Consider the following 16,577-nt stretch of genomic DNA (forward strand, 5'->3'; position numbering starts at 1 on the left):
GACCGTGATCGAAGAAACCTTGCTCGAAGCCGAAGAGAAAATGGACAAGGCCGTTGAGGTAGCCAAGGAAGACTTCGCCTCGATCCGCACCGGCAGGGCAAACCCCGGCCTCTACAACAAGGTCCTGGTGGACTACTACGGCTCACCCACGCCGCTGCAGCAGCTCGCCTCCTTCGCGATCCCGGACGCGCGCACCATCCTCATCACCCCGTTCGACAAAACCGCACTCCGGGACATCGAACGCGCACTGAGCGACTCCGAGGTGGGCGCCAACCCGTCCAACGACGGCAACGTCATCCGCATCACCATTCCGGACCTGACGCAGGAGCGCCGCAAGGAATACGTCAAGATCGTCAAAACCAAGGGCGAGGACGCCAAGGTTTCCATTCGCAACATCCGCCGCAAGGCCAAGGAAACCCTGGACAAGCTGGTCAAGGACGGCGAGGCCGGCGAAGACGAAGGCACCCGCGCCGAGAAGGAACTCGACGCCCTGACCAAGGCCCACGTTGACGGCATCGACGAGCTGCTCAAGCGCAAGGAAGCAGAGCTGCTCGAAGTCTGATGGGCCAGGCAGAGCAGGCTCCCGCACAACGGGCGCACATGAAAGGCAGGCTGGCCCGGGCCAACCCCACCCCCAAAGCCGGGCGGAACCTTCCGGCAGCCACGGCTGTGGGGCTGGCCATGCTGATTGCCGTCCTGGGCGGGCTGCTCTTTCTTCCCTTGGGGTTCGTGGCGGTAACCACTACGTTCGCGATCTTCGGAGTGTGGGAGATCTTCCGCGCCCTCGAGGCCAACGGCACCAGGATGCCCATTGTTCCGGTCATGACAGGGACGGTGGCCATGCCTTTTGTCGCCTACTTCGGTGGACTCGAGAGCCTGCTCTTTGCCATGCTCCTGAGCTGTATCGCCGTGCTGCTGTGGCGTTCGATCGAAAGTGCTGCCGGCTCGGCCAACAGCATCTTCGCCGGCGTCTTCACCCTCGGCTGGGTGCCGTTCTTCATCAGCTTTGCCGCGTTGCCGCTGCACGCTGCTGGCGGTGTGACGCCCCTGGGGCTGTGGCCCGGTGGCACGGTTCCCCAAGGCGCCTGGCAGGTGGCCGTCATGCTGCTTCTGGTGGTCTCCAACGACACGTTCGGCTACTTGGTGGGGGCATCACTGGGCAAACATCCCATGGCCCCGAAAATCAGCCCCAAGAAGTCGTGGGAGGGTTTTGCCGGCTCCATTGCGGGCGCCATGCTGATCGGTGTGCTGGCCAGCATCTTCCTGCTGGACAAACCGTGGTGGGTGGGCCTTGTCCTGGCAGTCGGCGTGGTGGCTGCCTCGACGGCAGGGGACCTCGCCGAATCCATGGTCAAACGCGAGCTGGGCATCAAGGACATGAGCAGCATCCTTCCTGGCCACGGCGGTGTTATGGATCGCCTTGATTCCATAGTCTTTGCATGTCCCCTGGCTTTCGTCCTGTACGTCCTGGTGGCAGGCGCCTGACCGGGAATCCCCAATTGGAAAAACCATGCCGGCCCGGAGGCGCCCTTAGACTGGTACCCAACCGATCCGGCTGAACAGCATTGAAGGAAACATAGTGGCATTGGACTTTCACCGGCACATCCCCGCGTCCTTTGAACGCGTGCCGCGCAGCGAATACGGGTACAACGCCAAGCAGGTGGACCAGTTCCTCCAGCGGGCGCGCGTGTCACTGGAAACGCCGAAGGCCGCCACCCACGTCGTTAAAAGCGGAGACGTCCGCGCCGTGTCCTTCGACCCCGTCAAGGGCGGTTACTCTGCCGCCGTGGTGGATGCCGCATTGGACAGGCTCGAAGATGCGTTTGCCCGTCGTGAACGGGATGAACTGATTGCCGCCAGCGGCGAAGAAGCCTGGCTGCGCGAGATCGGGAACCTGTCCGGAATCCTCCGCGGCCGCCTGCACAGGCCCGACGGCGAGCGGTTCCGCCGGCCGTCCAAAAACAAGGCCCGCAGCTACAGCACGGTGGATGTGGATCGGCTCTGCCGTGAGCTGATCGGTTACCTGGAAGAGGACAAGCCGCTCAGCGTGGACAACGTCCGCCGCGCAGTCTTCCGTCCCGCCGTCGGCAAGGACGGCTACGAAGAAAGCCAGGTGGACGCCTTCCTGGACCGGGTGGTTGAACTGATGGCCGCCATCGACTGAATCCGTCCGGGCTGACTGCCTGGCTCAGTCCCCGCCCGGTGGAGTGGGGGACAGCGGCGTGAACGCCGGCCACACGTCGCGGTACTGCCGGTAGCCGTGCACCATTGAAGCCCCGGCAAAGACGAGTCCGCTGGCCGACCCCAGCAGGACCGCCGTCGGTGTTGGCCAGCCCAGAAGGGTGACGGACGTGCCCAGCAGGATGGCTGTCAGGGCGGCATTGGCCATGATGATGAAGACCATGCTGCTCCCGGCAACGTGGCTCCACGTACTCCGGCCGCTGAGGAAGTAATACGTCCGGTCCATGCCCGGCTGGTCGTCGTGCGTACCCGCCAGCATGTATTTCGCAATGCCGGGATCCAGGTCCACGTAGGCCGCCCTCAGCCGGTTCATGGCCAGGACATACATCAGGTCCTCCATGGCAACGTTCAGGACACGGACCTGCGTGAGGAGGCCGATCAGCAGGTCGGTGGACAGGACGATCATGGCCAGCATGACAAACGTGTCCGAGAACCTGGTTGCCTGGCCCACGAGCGCAAGGCTGACCAGGCTCGCGGAGGTGAACATCAGGAACATACTGATCCGGGTCAGCACTTCACCCTGGGTGGTGCTCCGGGAAGCCAGCAGGCTCCAGTGTTCGGTGGCGAGCAGCTGCGCCCGGACCGACGGCGGGACACCTTCGGACTCGGCGGGTGTTCGTTCGTCCTGCGTGGACATGCCGTAATTGTCCACCCTGGGCAGTTCCCGCGCGAGGGGCAGCCCGTTTTCAGCGTTCGGTGACCAATGGCCTTTCCGGGGTGTGTAGCCGGGTCATGAGCCGTGACATGGTCCGTGGCACGCGCCCTTTGGTGGCGCGCGAGACGAGCACCATCACGGCGAACGCGCCCGGAACCGTCCAGGCCGCCGGCTGGGCCAGCCAGAAAGGGGTGCCCGCTGCGCCCAGGACGGAACCGGACACCATGGCGCCGCCGCAGAGAAGGCCGCCGGTCACCATCCCGGCAATGGCGCCGGTGTCGGTAAGGCCTCGCCACCAGATGCCCAGGAGGAGGACCGGACAGACGGTGGACGCGGTAAAGGCGAACACCAGGCCCACGCTGCCTGCCAGGGCCAGGGAGTCGGTGGCTAAGGCGAAGCCCAAGGGGACCAACGACGAGATGACGGCGGCAAGCCTGAAACCGCGGACACTGCCGCCCAGGACGTCCTGGCTGATCACACCGGCGAGCGAGACCACCAGTCCCGATGTAGTGGAGAGGAACGCCGCAAACGCTCCGGCCACCACCAGGGCCGAGAGCAGGTCTCCCGCTGTTCCGCCGATCAGCTGCCCTGGCAGGAGCAGTACCACCGCATCTGCCTGTCCTGAGCGCGCGAGCTCGGGCCTGAACATCCGTCCCAGCAGCCCGTACGCGGTGGGAAACAGGTAAAACACCGAAAGCAGCCCGAGCACGATCAGCGTGGTCCGGCGCGCAGAGTGCCCATCAGGGTTGGTGTAGAAGCGGACCAGGACGTGGGGCAGGCCCAGGGTGCCGAACAGCAGTGCCACCAGCAATGAAATGTTCTGGTACGGGCCGGCGGGAGCAAGCCCGGTGGGGTTCACGACGGCGGGAGCGACGGCGGTGCTTCCGTTGCCCAGGAGGGTGAACACGATGAAGAGGACAGGGACGGCAAGTGCAGTGAGCTTTAGCCAGTATTGGAAGGCCTGGACAAAAGTAATGGACCGCATCCCGCCGGCCACCACAGTCAGGCACACCACGATCACCACGCACACGGATCCCACCCAGCCCGGAAGCCCGGTGGTGATCCTGATGGTCAGTGCCGCACCATGGAGTTGCGGCACGATATACAGCCAACCCACCACAACCACCACAACGCTGGTCACGCGCCGGACTGCCCGCGAATCCAGCCGGGCTTCCGTGAAGTCCGGGATGGTGTACGCGCCCGAGCGGCGCAGCGGGGCGGCCACGAAGAGCAACAGCATCAGGTACCCGGCCGTGTAGCCCACCGGAAACCACAGGGCGTCCGTTCCCGAGAGGAGGATCAGGCCGGCCACGCCCAGGAAGCTCGCCGCGGACAGGTACTCGCCCCCGATCGCCGAGGCGTTCCACCACGGACGGACCGTCCGGGAGGCAACATAGAAATCGCCGGTCGTACGGGAGATCCGGAGGCCATAGAACCCGATGACCGCAGTGGCCACGGAAACCACCACAAGGGCCACCAGTCCGACGGCGGGACTCACGGGAGGATCACTTGTCCTCGGCCAGGTCGCGGTACCGGGACTCGTTCCGGGCCGCGCTGCGGATGTACAGCCAGGCGCTGAGCCCGGTCACCGGGTAGATGCCGGCGCCCAACAGCAGCCAGTCGAAAGGGATGCCGGCCACCCGGATCTCGGCCAGGCCCGGTGCGGCCGCCAGCAGCAACGGAAAAGCGCACAGGACCAGCAGGAATCCGCCGGCCACTACCAGCGCCAGCCGGAGCTGGGTGCGGATCAGCGACCTGACAAAAAGCTGCCCCACCTCCGATTCCTCGGCGGCCTCCCGCGACTGCATCGCCGGCCTGGCTGCGGAGTGCGGGGCCGTGACCCGGACCCGCGTCATGATTGCGGCCGTATGCGCGTGGCTTCCAGCTTCTCCCGGACAGTGGGCAGGTGCCGGCGGCTGATGGGGAGGTTGGCCCCGGCGACTGTGACGCTTGGTCCGTCCGCGGCCAGCTTCATCGAGGCCACGTGCTTCAGGGCCACCAGGTAGGACCGGTGCGTACGGATGAAGCCCGCAGCCGCCCACTGCTGCTCCAAGTCGGCCAGGGGAACCCGGATCAGGTAGCTCGCATCAACTGTGTGAAGCCGTGCGTAGTCTCCCTGCGCCTGGACGTACGTGACGTCGTCGCGCCTGATCATCCGGGTGGTGCCGCCCTGGTCCACGGTGATCATCTCCGGAGCCGGGCCGCCGCCCTCGCGCAGCAGTTCGCTGATCCGTCCCACTGACCGGGACAGCCGTTCGGCGCGGACCGGCTTCAGCAGGTAGTCCACGGCGGCCAGCTCGAATGCCTCCAGGGCGCAGTCCTCGTCCGCAGTGACAAAGACCACCGCCGGCGGATGGCTGCTGCGCGCGATGGCCCTGGCAATGTCCAGCCCGGACACTGCCGGCATGTGGATGTCCAGGAAGACAGCGTCCACGGATTGAGTGGTGAGGGCCCTCAGCGCTTCTGACCCTGAGGTGGCGCGGTGGATGGTGCCGATCCGGTCGTCCCGGCCCAGGAGGTAGGCCAGTTCTTCCACTGCGGGCAGCTCGTCATCGGCGACGAGGACATTAATCATGGTCCTACATTATCCGCCGGGGGGCGCTGGAATCAGATGGGGGGCTCAGGCGTCGTGGTCGGGCTGGGACTTGGGCACCCGCATGGTGATCAGGGTCCCCTCCCCGGGCGCCGTCTCGATCACGAGGCCGTGGTCATCGCCATAGACCTGCCGGAGGCGGGCATCGACGTTGCGCAGCCCCACGTGTTCGCCGTCGGTGTGGCCGGCAAGCATCGACTGGAGCTGGGCAGGGTCCATGCCCACGCCGTCGTCCTCGATGGTGACCTCCGCGAAAGCGCCGGAATCATTGGCGGTGATGCTGATGTGCCCTGGCCCCTCCTTGGCCTCAAGCCCGTGCCGCACCGCGTTCTCCACGAGCGGCTGCAAGCTCAGGAACGGGATCACGGTGCCCAGCACTTCCGGGGCTATTCGGAGGCTGACCTGAACCCGTTCGCCGAAGCGGGCACGTTCAAGGAGCAGGTACCTGTCGATGCAGCGGAGTTCCTCGGCGAGGGTTGTGAAATCGCCGTGGCGGCGAAAGGAGTACCGGGTGAAGTCCGCGAACTCCACCACCAGTTCGCGGGCCCGCGCCGGGTCGGTATTGATGAACGATGCGATGGCGTTGAGCGAGTTGTAGATAAAGTGCGGGCTGATCTGCGCCCGCAGTGCACGAACCTCCGCTTCCATCAGCAGCGTCCGGGAAGCATCCAGCTCGGCCAGTTCCACCTGGACCGCCACCCAGTCCGCCACTTCACTGGTGGCGCGGACCAGCCCGGCCCCTGCAAGGGGCGCAAAGGCGGCCACCACCCCCACCACCCGTGATCCGGCACGCACCGGCGCGATGACGGCGGCGAGGTTGCCAGCGGCAGGATTCGCAGCCAGGTCACGCGCCTGGAGCACAGTAGTCCGGCCTCCGATCAGGACGTCTGCGGCCAGGTCCATCAAGCGGGGCTTCAGTTCCTCGGCGACACCGTCCCAGGCGAGCACGCCGGCAGTATCGGTGATCGCCAGCGCACTGCAGCCCAGGAGGGTCCGCAACTGCCGGCACGCCTTCGCCGCGCCCGCCGGATTGAGCCCGGTGCGCAGGTGCTGCCCTGCACGGGACGCGGCGTGGAGGGTGTTGTAGGTGGCGCGCTCGGCGTCGGTGCCGAGTTCACGGAAGGAGCGCAGCACTTTAGCTCCCACGCCGACGACGACGGCGATCGCCAAAACAATCACCGCAACTGCTGCGGCGGTCAGGAGAGGGGAGTCCGGCATGGTGCCCAGCGTAGCGGCGGGTGCCGTTTGTCGCAGCATCGCGACCGTTGAGCGAGCGTTCCGCCGCTGCCCCTGTTGTGCCGTGCCGCCACGGCGCAGAGTGATTGCAGTCACATCAGCGGAAAGGTGCTGGGGCGCCCGCCGGTGTGAACCAGGCAAGACTCAATGAGGAGGAACGATGGGTAACGATGCCCACACTCCGGACGCAGCGGCGTCCGTGGACTTCGAACAGGTCCAGTCGACGGAGCGGTTCCAGGAACTGCGCAAACGTCACCGCAGCTTTGTATTCCCCATGGCCGTCGCTTTTCTGCTGTGGTACTTCGCGTATGTCCTGCTGGCTGACTACGCCGTCGAGTTTATGTCCACCAAGGTGTGGGGCAACATCAACGTCGGCCTGATCCTAGGCCTGTTGCAGTTCGTCTCCACCTTCGCCATCACTGGCTGGTATGTCAGCTACTCCAACCGAAGGCTGGATCCCATCGCGGCGGAGATCCGCCACGAAATCGAAGGCCATGAGTTTGATAAAGACGGCAACGTCGTGAGCGGAGTAGCCAAATGATCGGGATTGCCACGGCGGTCGACGTCGCCGACCTCAAGGAAACCACGCTGCTCAACATGGGCATCTTCGGCCTGTTTGTGGCCGTGACCATGGTGATCGTGCTAAGGGCCAGCCGGAACAACAAGACCGCGGCCGACTACTACGCTGCAGGCCGGTCGTTCACCGGGTCCCAGAACGGAACGGCCATCGCCGGGGACTACCTGTCGGCCGCCTCGTTCCTGGGGATCACGGGCGCCATTGCCATCAACGGCTACGACGGCTTTATGTACTCGATCGGCTTCCTCGTAGCCTGGCTGGTTGCACTGCTGCTGGTGGCGGAGCTGCTCCGGAATACCGGAAAGTTCACCATGGCGGACGTCCTTTCCTTCAGGCTCAAGCAGCGTCCGGTCCGGATCGCGGCTGCCATTTCCACCCTGGCCGTCTGCTTCTTCTACCTGCTGGCGCAGATGGCAGGCGCCGGCAGCCTGATCTCCCTGCTGCTCGGCATCAGCGACTGGGGCGGACAGGCCCTGGTGATCATCGTCGTCGGTGCCTTGATGATCATGTATGTACTGATCGGCGGGATGAAGGGCACCACCTGGGTCCAGATCATCAAGGCCATCCTGCTGATCGCCGGTGCGGCCGTGATGACCTTCTGGGTCCTGGCCATCTACGGCTTCAACCTCTCCAGCCTGCTCGGCGCGGCCGTGGAGACCTCCAACAACCCGGCGGTACTGAACCCGGGCCTGCAGTACGGCAAGACCGAGACCTCGAAGCTGGACTTCATGTCCCTGGGCCTGGCCCTGGTCCTGGGCACCGCAGCCCTGCCGCACGTCCTGATGCGCTTCTACACCGTGCCCACGGCCAAGGAAGCCCGCAAGTCCGTGGTTTGGTCCATCTGGCTGATCGGCCTGTTCTATCTGTTCACCCTCGTGCTGGGTTACGGCGCAGCAGCCCTCGTGGGTGCCGAAACCATCAAAACCGCACCGGGTGGCGTGAACTCCGCTGCACCCCTGCTGGCCTTCCACCTGGGCGGACCGTTGCTGCTGGGCTTCATCTCGGCGGTGGCGTTCGCCACCATCCTGGCGGTAGTGGCAGGCCTGACCATCACAGCCGCGGCGTCCTTCGCCCACGACATCTACGCGAGCGTCATCTCCAAGGGCAAGGCCGACGCCGACACCGAGGTCAAGGTTGCGCGGCGGACCGTAGTGGTCATCGGTGTCATGGCCATCCTGGGTGGCATCTTCGCCAATGGCCAGAATGTGGCCTTCCTGGTGGCGCTCGCCTTCGCCGTCGCGGCGTCGGCGAACCTCCCGACGATCGTCTACTCGCTGTTCTGGCGAAGGTTCACCACACAGGGCGCAGTGTGGAGCATGTACGGCGGCCTGGGCTCGGCCATCATCCTGATCATCTTCTCCCCGGTGGTTTCCGGGGCCAAGACGTCCATGATTCCCGGCGCCAACTTTGCCTTCTTCCCGCTCAGCAATCCGGGCATTGTGTCCATTCCGCTGGCCTTCTTGCTGGGCTGGCTGGGCACGGTCCTGGACAAGAAGCGTGAAGACAGCGCCAAGCAGGCCGAAATGGAAGTCCGCTCGCTCACCGGCGTCGGCGCCGAGAAGGCCGTGGACCACTGACGGCAGCCAACACACAACACCTTTAACGTGAAGAGCCCCGTGCCAGCAGCACGGGGCTCTTCGCGTGGGCAGTCCGGTTATGCCTTCGGCCGGAGCTTGATATTGGTCATTTTCAACTCGTCAGTGCCTTCGAAACGGTAGGCGAGGTCAACCTGCCGTCCGTCGCAGGTGATCACGCCTGCGATGTCGGCGGCGTTGTTGCCATTTTCCGAACTGACCTTCAGGTCGTTGTAGGCCGGCTCGCAGGTCTCGTCCATTTCCAGGCTTTCGACGCCGGCGATGAAGTCTTCCTTCGACAGCTGTTCCTGGAGTGCGGGGTCAAGGTAGTCGTCGTAGGCCTGGGAGGAGTCACCGGCGATGACCAGCTTGGTAAAGCCGTCCGCGAGTCCACGGGCGTGGTTGGTGGCGCCGCCAAGGACATTGAACAGGACGATGATGCCGACGACGGCCAGCAGCACCACGCCACCGACGATGCCAAGGATGATCCACAGCTTCTTCCGGTCCTTGGCGAGCGGCTGGCCCGGAAGGCCGAAGGGCGTTGGATCTGCGTACTGCCCGGGCGGCTGCGCAGGTGGCTGCCGCGGCGGGGCAGCCGGCCGCGCGCCGGCGTCGGCATGACCCGGCTGGTACGGTTCCTCAGGATTGCTCAAGATGGAGCCTTTCCGGCAGTGTGCAGCCTGCACTGGGACTGCCTCGTTGCGGGAGCCGGTGACCGGCACACCATTCGATTCAACTTCGACCAGCCTATAACCCGGCCTGTCCCGCCCCGGCATCCGCAGGACCGAAAGACGCAGCGAACGCTCGGATCCTAGGCCTCGGCCGGGCCGCGTTCGAGCAGCGGCTGGATGCGGAAGGGAATCAGCTCACCCATAGCCAACGCGGTATCCGTGCGCTCCACTCCGTCGCAGGCCAGGATCTTGCCGTTGATCCTGAACAGGTCCTCGGCGTCCAGGGCCACCACGCGCAACAGGAGGTCAGCGGATCCGGTGAGGCCGTAGCCCTCCAGGATCTCCGGGATGCTGGCCAGGTCATGGGCCAGCTGCCCGAGCTTTTGCTGCTGCACGTGGACGGAAATGAAGGCCATCAGCGGATAGCCCAAAGACGCCGGATTGATCCGCCGTTCAAAGGACAGGAAGACGTGCTTCTTCTCCAGTTGGGCCATCCGGGCCTGAACCGTGTTGCGCGACAGGCCCAGCTTCTGGGCAAGGGCCACCACCGTCCGGCGGGGGTCCTTGGCCATGGCCGAAAGCAGCCGGGTGTCGGTGCCATCCAAAGCTTGCATAATGCGCAACGCTAGCACGGTCTGCTGCTCCCAAACAGGGCATTATGCTCAGTTATTTGCGCGGTGGTTGTACCCATTGAGCATTGTGAGTAGGGTCACAATTATCCGGGGCAACGGCGCCCGGGAGGCCGGACGGCGGCAGGACCACGAGTCCCTAAGCCCCGGTCAAACGACGTGAGAAGGTTGCGGGGCGATCGTGTCTACAGACGAAACGGGCCATGGCGGAACAACCCCGGAAGGCCCGGGCAACAGTGCAGGAATCCCTGGATCCGGGCGGTACCTGATCCAGCTGATCAATCCCGCGGGGGAGCGGATCAGTCATCCGGAATTCGATCCATGGGTGCAGGACATCACCGATGAGCGGTTGTGTTCCCTCTACGAGGACATGGCCGTGGTGCGGCGGATCGACGTCGAAGCCACAGCGCTCCAGCGCCAGGGCGAACTGGCCCTGTGGCCGCCGCTGCTGGGGCAGGAAGCCTCGCAGGTCGGCGCGGGCCGGGCACTGCGGGACGACGATTTTGTGTTCTCCAGTTACCGCGAAAACGGTGTCGCCTATTGCCGTGGCGTGGACCTGACGGACATCATCCGGGTATGGCGGGGAAATGCGTCAGCGGGCTGGGATCCGTACACGATCAACATGGCCACACCGCAAATCATCATCGGCGCACAGACGCTTCACGCCACCGGGTACGCCATGGGCATCCAGAACGACGGCGCCGACTCCGTAGCGGTGACATTCTTCGGCGACGGTGCCACGAGTGAAGGCGACGTCAACGAAGCCATGGTGTTCGCCGCCAGCTTCCAGGCGCCCGTGGTCTTCTTCTGCCAGAACAACCACTGGGCCATCTCGGAACCGGTCAGGCTGCAGTCCCACATCCACCTGGCGGACAGGGCCACCGGTTTTGGCATCCCCAGCCTCCGGGTTGACGGCAATGACGTCCTCGCCGTGATGGCAGCCACCCGGGTCGCGCTGGACAGGGCGCGGAATGGTGGCGGACCCACCTTCATCGAAGCCGTCACATACCGCATGGGCCCGCACACGACAGCGGATGACCCCACCCGGTATCGGGACCCCAACGAACTGGAGGACTGGGCCGCGAAGGATCCCCTCGACAGGGTCAAGTCGCTTTTGGACCGCAAGGGACTCCTGACCAGTGACCTGCAGCAGCATGTCAAGGACAAGGCCGACGCCGTGGCACGCGAGATGCGTGCCGGCTGCACCAACATGCCCGACCCCGAGCCCCTGGACATCTTCAAGCACGTCTACAGCTCGCCCAACTCCTGGCTTGACCGTCAGCAGGACCACTACTCCCGCTACCTGGCTTCCTTCGGTGATCCCGCCGGAGCCACTTCCCAAGAAGGTGCACGCTGATGACCCAGATGACCTTTGCCCGCGCCATCAACGCAGGCTTGCGCAAATCCCTCGAGAACGACCCCAAAGTCATCCTCATGGGGGAGGACATCGGAACCCTCGGCGGCGTCTTCCGGGTGACGGACGGCCTGCAGAAGGACTTCGGCAAACACCGGGTCGTGGACACGCCGCTCGCCGAATCCGGCATCATGGGCACCGCCGTCGGCCTGGCCTACCGCGGTTACCGGCCAGTGGTGGAGATACAGTTCGACGGCTTCATCTACCCCGCGTTCGACCAGATCGTGAGCCAGGTGGCCAAGCTGCACTACCGCACGCAGGGTGCCGTCAAGATGCCCATCACCGTCCGTGTGCCTTTCGGCGGCGGCATCGGCTCACCCGAGCACCATTCGGAATCACCCGAGGCCTATTTCACCCACACCTCCGGGCTCCGCGTGGTAACGGTGTCCAACCCGCAGGATGCCCACACCGTCATCCAGCAGGCTATTGCCAGCGATGACCCCGTCCTGTATTTCGAACCCAAGCGCCGCTACCACGACAAAGGCGAAGTGGACGAGGCCGTCGACCTCTCCACAGCCCTGCCCATGGACCGCGCCCGTGTAGTCACTGAGGGGACCGACGTAACTCTCGTGGCCTACGGGCCGCTGGTTAAGACGGCACGCGATGCCGCCACTGCGGCGTCAGATGAAGGCGTGTCCATCGAAGTCATCGACCTGCGCTCGCTGGCGCCGGTGGACTACTCGACGGTGGAGGCGTCCGTCCGCAAGACCGGGCGGCTGGTGATCACCCATGAGGCGGGCCAGTCCGGCGGACTGGGCGCAGAGGTCGCGGCGAGCATCACCGAGCGGTGCTTCTACCACCTTGAAGCCGCCCCGGTCCGGATCACCGGCTTCGATATTCCGTACCCGTATTCCAAGCTGGAGATGCACCATTTGCCTGGCCTGGACAGGATCCTCGACGGCGTTGACCGGGCCCTGGGCCGGCCGAACTCCCTGAGCGGGCTGGAAGGATGAGCGCCACCATGATCAAGGAATTCAGGCTCCCGGACCTCGGCGAAGGACTGACCGAGTCCGAAATCCTCAGCTGGAAGGTCGGGGTGGGGGACACCGTAGCCCTCAACCAGGTCATTGCCGAGGTGGAAACCGCCAAGGCCGTGGTGGAACTGCCGTCACCTTTCGCCGGCGTCATCAAGGAGCTTCACGAACAGCCAGGCACGATTGTCGAGGTGGGCAAGCCGATCGTCTCCTTCGAAGTACCCGACGACGGCGGCGCGGCGCCATCGATGGACACCTCCACCGGCGCTGCCCCGGAGGCAATTGATGCCGGCAGCGCGGCGGCCGCGGGCAAAAGGGAACCGAACCTCGTGGGGTACGGCGCCGTCGTCGAAAGTTCCGGCCGCCCAGCCCGCCGTCAACGCAACCTGGCGTTGGTCGAGAATCCCGCGGAGCCGCCGGCTGAGCCGGCGGCCGCGGCCGCAGGGTTCCCTGGCCGGCCCCGCGAGGCCAGGGAGCGGGTGGTGACTTCCGAACGCCCCCGCTCCACGCCGCCCGTGCGGAAACTCGCCAAGGACCTTGGCGTCGACCTGGCCGAGGTTGCAGGCACGGGCCCCGGGGGGCTGATTAGCCGCGACGACGTCCGCAACTTCGTGGGAGGCGGGGACCTCCCGGCGGCCGCCCAGCATCTGCAGGCAGTGCCTGATGACCGGCATGGCGAGCCCTCCGGGGCCAGCCAGCCCGAGCGCGAGACACGCACGCCGATCAAGGGGGTCCGGAAGTTCACGGCTGCCGCGATGGTGGCCAGCGCTTTTACCGCCCCGCACGTGACCGAATTCCTGACGGTTGATGTCACCCCCACCATGGACCTGCTCGCAAGGCTGAAGGCCAACCGGGCTTTTGCCGGGTACAAACTCACGCCGCTGACGATCGTGGCCAAGGCTGTCCTCATTGCGCTGCGGCGGAACCCGTCGCTGAACTCCCGCTGGGACGAAGCCGGCCAGGAGATTGTCCAGTTCAATTACGTCAACCTTGGCATCGCGGCAGCTACACCGCGCGGCCTCACGGTGCCGAACATCAAGGACGCGGACACGTTGTCCCTCACCGGGCTGTCCGAAGCGCTGACGGCTCTGACTGAGTCGGCCCGGGCCGGAAAGACCACGCCGGCCGAGTTGAGCGGCGGCACTATCTCCATCACCAATATCGGGGTCTTCGGTATTGACGCCGGCACACCGATCCTCAATCCCGGCGAGGCTGCGATCCTGGCGGTGGGGGCTGTCCGGAACATGCCGTGGGAGTACCAGGGGGAGGTGGCCCTGCGCCAGGTCATGACCTTGAGCCTGTCCTTCGACCATCGCGTGGTGGACGGGGAACAGGGCTCCCGGTTCCTGGCCGACGTCGGCGCGATCCTGGCCGAACCCGGCATGGTGCTGACCATGGTCTAAAGCGGAAGCCGTGCGACTCCCCGCACAAGCGGCCCCGACCCGTCTAACCGTTGCTGGCCCGCACCGGTCAAGCGGGCTGGGGCCGCTCTTGGGGCGCTGTCTGGGAAGTGTCTACGGTGAGGGCGGCCAGGGCCATGCCCTCCAGCAGGGGGCGGGCGGACTTCACGGCGATCTTCCGGCCGTGGCTGCGTACCGAGTGCGGGGTGGAGTTGATCAGGCCAAAAGTTGCGTGGGCCCGCATCCGCAGTTCGGCGGCATCGGTGTCAGGATGCAGCCGGGTGAGGACGTCCACCCAAAGCTCAACGTAGTTCCGCTGCAGCGTACGCACCTCGGACTGGTCTTTCTCCGTGAGGTTGCTGAAGTCGCGGTCCTGCACGCGGATCACGTCAGGCTTGCCCAGGGCAAAATCAACCTGGAACGCCACGAGCCGGCGCAGCGCCGCGAATGGATCAGTGGTTTCAGCCACCACCCTGAGTCCGCCGTCCAGGAGTTCCCGGCTGACGGTGAGCAACAAATCGCCCAGGACGGCCTGTTTACCGCGGAAATGGCGGTAGACGGCCGGGCCGCTCACTCCTGCGGCGGCGCCCAGGTCCTCCAGGGACACCCGGTTGAACCCGTTCTTGGCGAACAGCGAGGCAGCAGCGGTCAGCAAGGCCTGGCGTCGCAACTCTTTGGCCTGGCTGCGTTGGGTCACCGGAGCTGCCTGGCTTCCTGCAGCAGTCCGGGCTGCTGGAACTGGCTTAGCTGCAGGACTTCCGTTGATGGCAGAGCCGCTGTTTGCTGGAACGGATGGGGTGGACAGGGCCTGCTGGGTTGGCTGCACCGGCCGGGTAGTGGGCACATTTCCTCCTCGGACCTGCAAATTCTAGCAACGCCTCCATGTGTTGGACATCACAGTTAATAAAGACTAACCTAATCTCAGTTACACAGCACTAACCGAGTTGGCCTTTGCGGTCTATGAAGATGGCTCTTAACAGAACAGGAACGGACCAGTCGATGGAGACTCTCGCCACCCGGCTTGATACCGGAAGCGATGACTTTGCCGCCAATAACTCGGCGCAGCTTGCGCTCGCCGCCGAACTCCGGTCCAGGCTCGCTGAGGCCGCCCTGGGTGGTCCGGAAAAATCCCGCGAACGCCATGTGGCCAGGGGGAAGCTGCTCCCGCGCGAACGCATCGACCAGCTGCTGGATGACGGCAGCCCGTTCCTGGAGATCGCTCCGCTCGCCGCCAACGGCATGTACAACGATGAGTCGCCTGGCGCCGGGGTCATCGCCGGCATCGGCCTGGTCCATGGCCGGCAGGTCCTGGTGATCTCCAACGACGCCACCGTCAAGGGCGGCACCTACTATCCCATGACGGTCAAGAAGCACCTCCGGGCCCAGGAAATCGCCCTCGAAAACCGGCTGCCCTGCATCTATCTGGTGGACTCCGGCGGGGCCTTCCTGCCGAAACAGGACGAGGTGTTCCCGGACAAGGAGCACTTCGGCAGGATTTTCTACAACCAGGCCCGGCTGTCCGCCGCCAAGATCCCGCAGATTGCGTCCGTCATGGGCTCATGCACCGCCGGCGGCGCCTACGTCCCAGCCATGAGCGACGAAACGGTGATCGTCAGGAACCAGGGCACCATCTTCCTGGGCGGCCCGCCCCTGGTGAAAGCGGCCATCGGCGAGATCGTCACCGCCGAGGAGCTCGGCGGTGGCGATGTCCACTCGAGGATTTCCGGCGTCACCGACCACCTGGCCGAGAACGACGAACACGCCCTGCAGATCATCCGCGACATCGTGGCCACCCTTCCCAGGCCGGCGGCCCCCGCATGGGACGTGGACACCGCCGTCGAACCCGTTGCGGACCCCGCAGGGCTCTATGGTGCTGTGCCAACTGACGTCAACGCCCAGTATGACGTCCACGAGGTGATAGCGCGGCTGGTTGACGGGAGCCGGTTCCATGAGTTCAAGAAGGAATACGGCGCTACCCTGGTCACCGGCTTCGCGAGGCTGCACGGACACCCGGTGGGAATCGTAGCCAACAACGGCGTGCTGTTCAGCGAGTCCTCGCTCAAGGGCGCACACTTCATCGAGCTGTGCGACCAGCGCGGAATTCCCCTGGTCTTCCTGCAGAACATTTCCGGGTTCATGGTGGGCAAGGACTCCGAACAGGGCGGCATCGCCAAGAACGGCGCCAAGATGGTCACGGCGGTGGCCACGGCGCGCGTGCCCAAATTGACCGTGGTGATCGGCGGGTCCTTCGGTGCAGGGAACTACTCCATGTGCGGCCGGGCGTACTCACCGCGCTTCCTCTGGATGTGGCCGGCAAGCAGGATTTCCGTCATGGGCGGAAACCAGGCCTCCAGCGTGCTCGCCACCGTGAAACGGGACCAGTACGAGGCCGCCGGGCAGGAATGGTCCGCCGAGGACGAGGAAGCGTTCAAGGCCCCCATCAAGGCACAGTACGAGGACCAGGGCAGCCCTTACTATTCCACCGCCCGCCTCTGGGATGACGGCGTGATCGACCCCGCGGACACCCGCACCGTCCTGGGACTGGCGCTCGACGTCGTCTCCCGTAGCCCGCTGCCGGAGACTTCCTTCGGCCTCTTTCGGATGTGAGCCAGC

Annotated in this window: 17 protein-coding genes; 9 read left to right on the top strand and 8 right to left on the bottom strand. The window is 65.2% G+C overall.

All coding sequences use genetic code 11. The annotated features are described in order from the left end of the window. The first annotated feature begins 4 nt into the window (after positions 1-4). The 3 genes from frr to ACLKOZ_RS10820 all read left to right on the top strand — a co-directional run bounded on the left by frr (position 5) and on the right by ACLKOZ_RS10820 (position 2,164). Complete coding sequence (gene frr, locus ACLKOZ_RS10810; RefSeq protein ID WP_337347563.1) at positions 5-562, top strand: ribosome recycling factor; 558 nt, start codon at positions 5-7, stop codon at positions 560-562. After that, the gene (locus tag ACLKOZ_RS10815) at positions 562-1,485 is read left to right on the top strand and encodes a phosphatidate cytidylyltransferase (protein ID WP_337347564.1); all 924 of its coding nucleotides are present in this window, start codon (positions 562-564) and stop codon (positions 1,483-1,485) included. Before frr ends, ACLKOZ_RS10815 begins: the two co-directional genes overlap by 1 nt. Before the next feature lie 94 nt (positions 1,486-1,579). Continuing rightward, a complete protein-coding gene (locus ACLKOZ_RS10820) occupies positions 1,580-2,164 on the top strand; it encodes a DivIVA domain-containing protein (protein ID WP_337347565.1) in 585 nt (194 codons plus the stop codon). 24 nt (positions 2,165-2,188) lie between these two features. On the opposite strand, the gene ACLKOZ_RS10825 is transcribed toward ACLKOZ_RS10820, so the two are convergent. From ACLKOZ_RS10825 to ACLKOZ_RS10845, 5 genes are read right to left on the bottom strand one after another with little or no spacing between them, the layout of a single operon-like run. After that, positions 2,189-2,878 (bottom strand): hypothetical protein, encoded by a 690-nt coding sequence (locus ACLKOZ_RS10825; RefSeq protein WP_337347566.1) that lies wholly within the window; start codon positions 2,876-2,878, stop codon positions 2,189-2,191. A gap of 49 nt (positions 2,879-2,927) precedes the next feature. Next, on the bottom strand, positions 2,928-4,394 hold the full coding sequence (locus ACLKOZ_RS10830; protein WP_436474997.1) for a cation acetate symporter: 1,467 nt from the start codon (positions 4,392-4,394) through the stop codon (positions 2,928-2,930). A gap of 7 nt (positions 4,395-4,401) precedes the next feature. Continuing rightward, positions 4,402-4,752 (bottom strand): DUF485 domain-containing protein, encoded by a 351-nt coding sequence (locus ACLKOZ_RS10835; RefSeq protein WP_436474999.1) that lies wholly within the window; start codon positions 4,750-4,752, stop codon positions 4,402-4,404. Further along, on the bottom strand, positions 4,749-5,471 hold the full coding sequence (locus ACLKOZ_RS10840; protein ID WP_337347569.1) for a LytR/AlgR family response regulator transcription factor: 723 nt from the start codon (positions 5,469-5,471) through the stop codon (positions 4,749-4,751). The genes ACLKOZ_RS10835 and ACLKOZ_RS10840 overlap by 4 nt, the downstream gene beginning before the upstream one ends. Before the next feature lie 45 nt (positions 5,472-5,516). Then, positions 5,517-6,707: a sensor histidine kinase gene (locus ACLKOZ_RS10845; RefSeq protein WP_337347570.1), complete on the bottom strand. Its 1,191-nt coding sequence runs from the start codon at positions 6,705-6,707 to the stop codon at positions 5,517-5,519. A 178-nt stretch (positions 6,708-6,885) separates the two neighbouring features. Between ACLKOZ_RS10845 and ACLKOZ_RS10850 the strand changes: the two genes are divergently transcribed. Next, positions 6,886-7,266 (top strand): DUF485 domain-containing protein, encoded by a 381-nt coding sequence (locus tag ACLKOZ_RS10850; RefSeq protein WP_337347571.1) that lies wholly within the window; start codon positions 6,886-6,888, stop codon positions 7,264-7,266. Continuing rightward, the gene (locus tag ACLKOZ_RS10855; protein WP_337347572.1) at positions 7,263-8,879 is read left to right on the top strand and encodes a solute symporter family protein; all 1,617 of its coding nucleotides are present in this window, start codon (positions 7,263-7,265) and stop codon (positions 8,877-8,879) included. The genes ACLKOZ_RS10850 and ACLKOZ_RS10855 overlap by 4 nt, the downstream gene beginning before the upstream one ends. Positions 8,880-8,956: 77 nt before the next feature. Here ACLKOZ_RS10855 and ACLKOZ_RS10860 read toward each other — a convergent pair whose 3' ends face one another. Then, on the bottom strand, positions 8,957-9,529 hold the full coding sequence (locus ACLKOZ_RS10860) for a hypothetical protein (RefSeq protein WP_436475001.1): 573 nt from the start codon (positions 9,527-9,529) through the stop codon (positions 8,957-8,959). A gap of 158 nt (positions 9,530-9,687) precedes the next feature. Next, positions 9,688-10,161, bottom strand: coding sequence for an Lrp/AsnC family transcriptional regulator (locus ACLKOZ_RS10865; RefSeq protein ID WP_337347574.1), 474 nt, complete (start codon positions 10,159-10,161; stop codon positions 9,688-9,690). A gap of 196 nt (positions 10,162-10,357) precedes the next feature. Between ACLKOZ_RS10865 and pdhA the strand changes: the two genes are divergently transcribed. Genes pdhA through ACLKOZ_RS10880 form a run of 3 tightly spaced genes read left to right on the top strand, consistent with a single transcriptional unit; the run spans position 10,358 to position 13,967 of the window. After that, a complete protein-coding gene (gene pdhA / locus ACLKOZ_RS10870; protein WP_337347575.1) occupies positions 10,358-11,533 on the top strand; it encodes a pyruvate dehydrogenase (acetyl-transferring) E1 component subunit alpha in 1,176 nt (391 codons plus the stop codon). Beyond that, a complete protein-coding gene (locus ACLKOZ_RS10875) occupies positions 11,533-12,543 on the top strand; it encodes an alpha-ketoacid dehydrogenase subunit beta (RefSeq protein WP_436475004.1) in 1,011 nt (336 codons plus the stop codon). The genes pdhA and ACLKOZ_RS10875 overlap by 1 nt, the downstream gene beginning before the upstream one ends. A gap of 8 nt (positions 12,544-12,551) precedes the next feature. Beyond that, positions 12,552-13,967 carry a dihydrolipoamide acetyltransferase family protein gene (locus ACLKOZ_RS10880; protein WP_436475006.1) on the top strand — a complete coding sequence of 472 codons (1,416 nt, stop codon included), beginning with the start codon at positions 12,552-12,554 and terminating at the stop codon, positions 13,965-13,967. Between the two features lie 67 nt (positions 13,968-14,034). Here the strand turns inward: ACLKOZ_RS10880 and ACLKOZ_RS10885 are convergent, their stop codons facing one another. After that, on the bottom strand, positions 14,035-14,661 hold the full coding sequence (locus ACLKOZ_RS10885) for an SACE_7040 family transcriptional regulator (RefSeq protein WP_376046279.1): 627 nt from the start codon (positions 14,659-14,661) through the stop codon (positions 14,035-14,037). A gap of 302 nt (positions 14,662-14,963) precedes the next feature. Here ACLKOZ_RS10885 and ACLKOZ_RS10890 point away from each other — a divergent pair, with 302 nt between their 5' ends. Next, entirely contained in the window at positions 14,964-16,571 is a 1,608-nt protein-coding gene (locus ACLKOZ_RS10890; RefSeq protein WP_436475008.1) for a carboxyl transferase domain-containing protein, read from the top strand. Positions 16,572-16,577 lie beyond the last annotated feature (6 nt).

It is taken from the genome of Arthrobacter sp. R4, assembly GCF_051365025.1.
Lineage (GTDB): Bacteria > Actinomycetota > Actinomycetes > Actinomycetales > Micrococcaceae > Arthrobacter.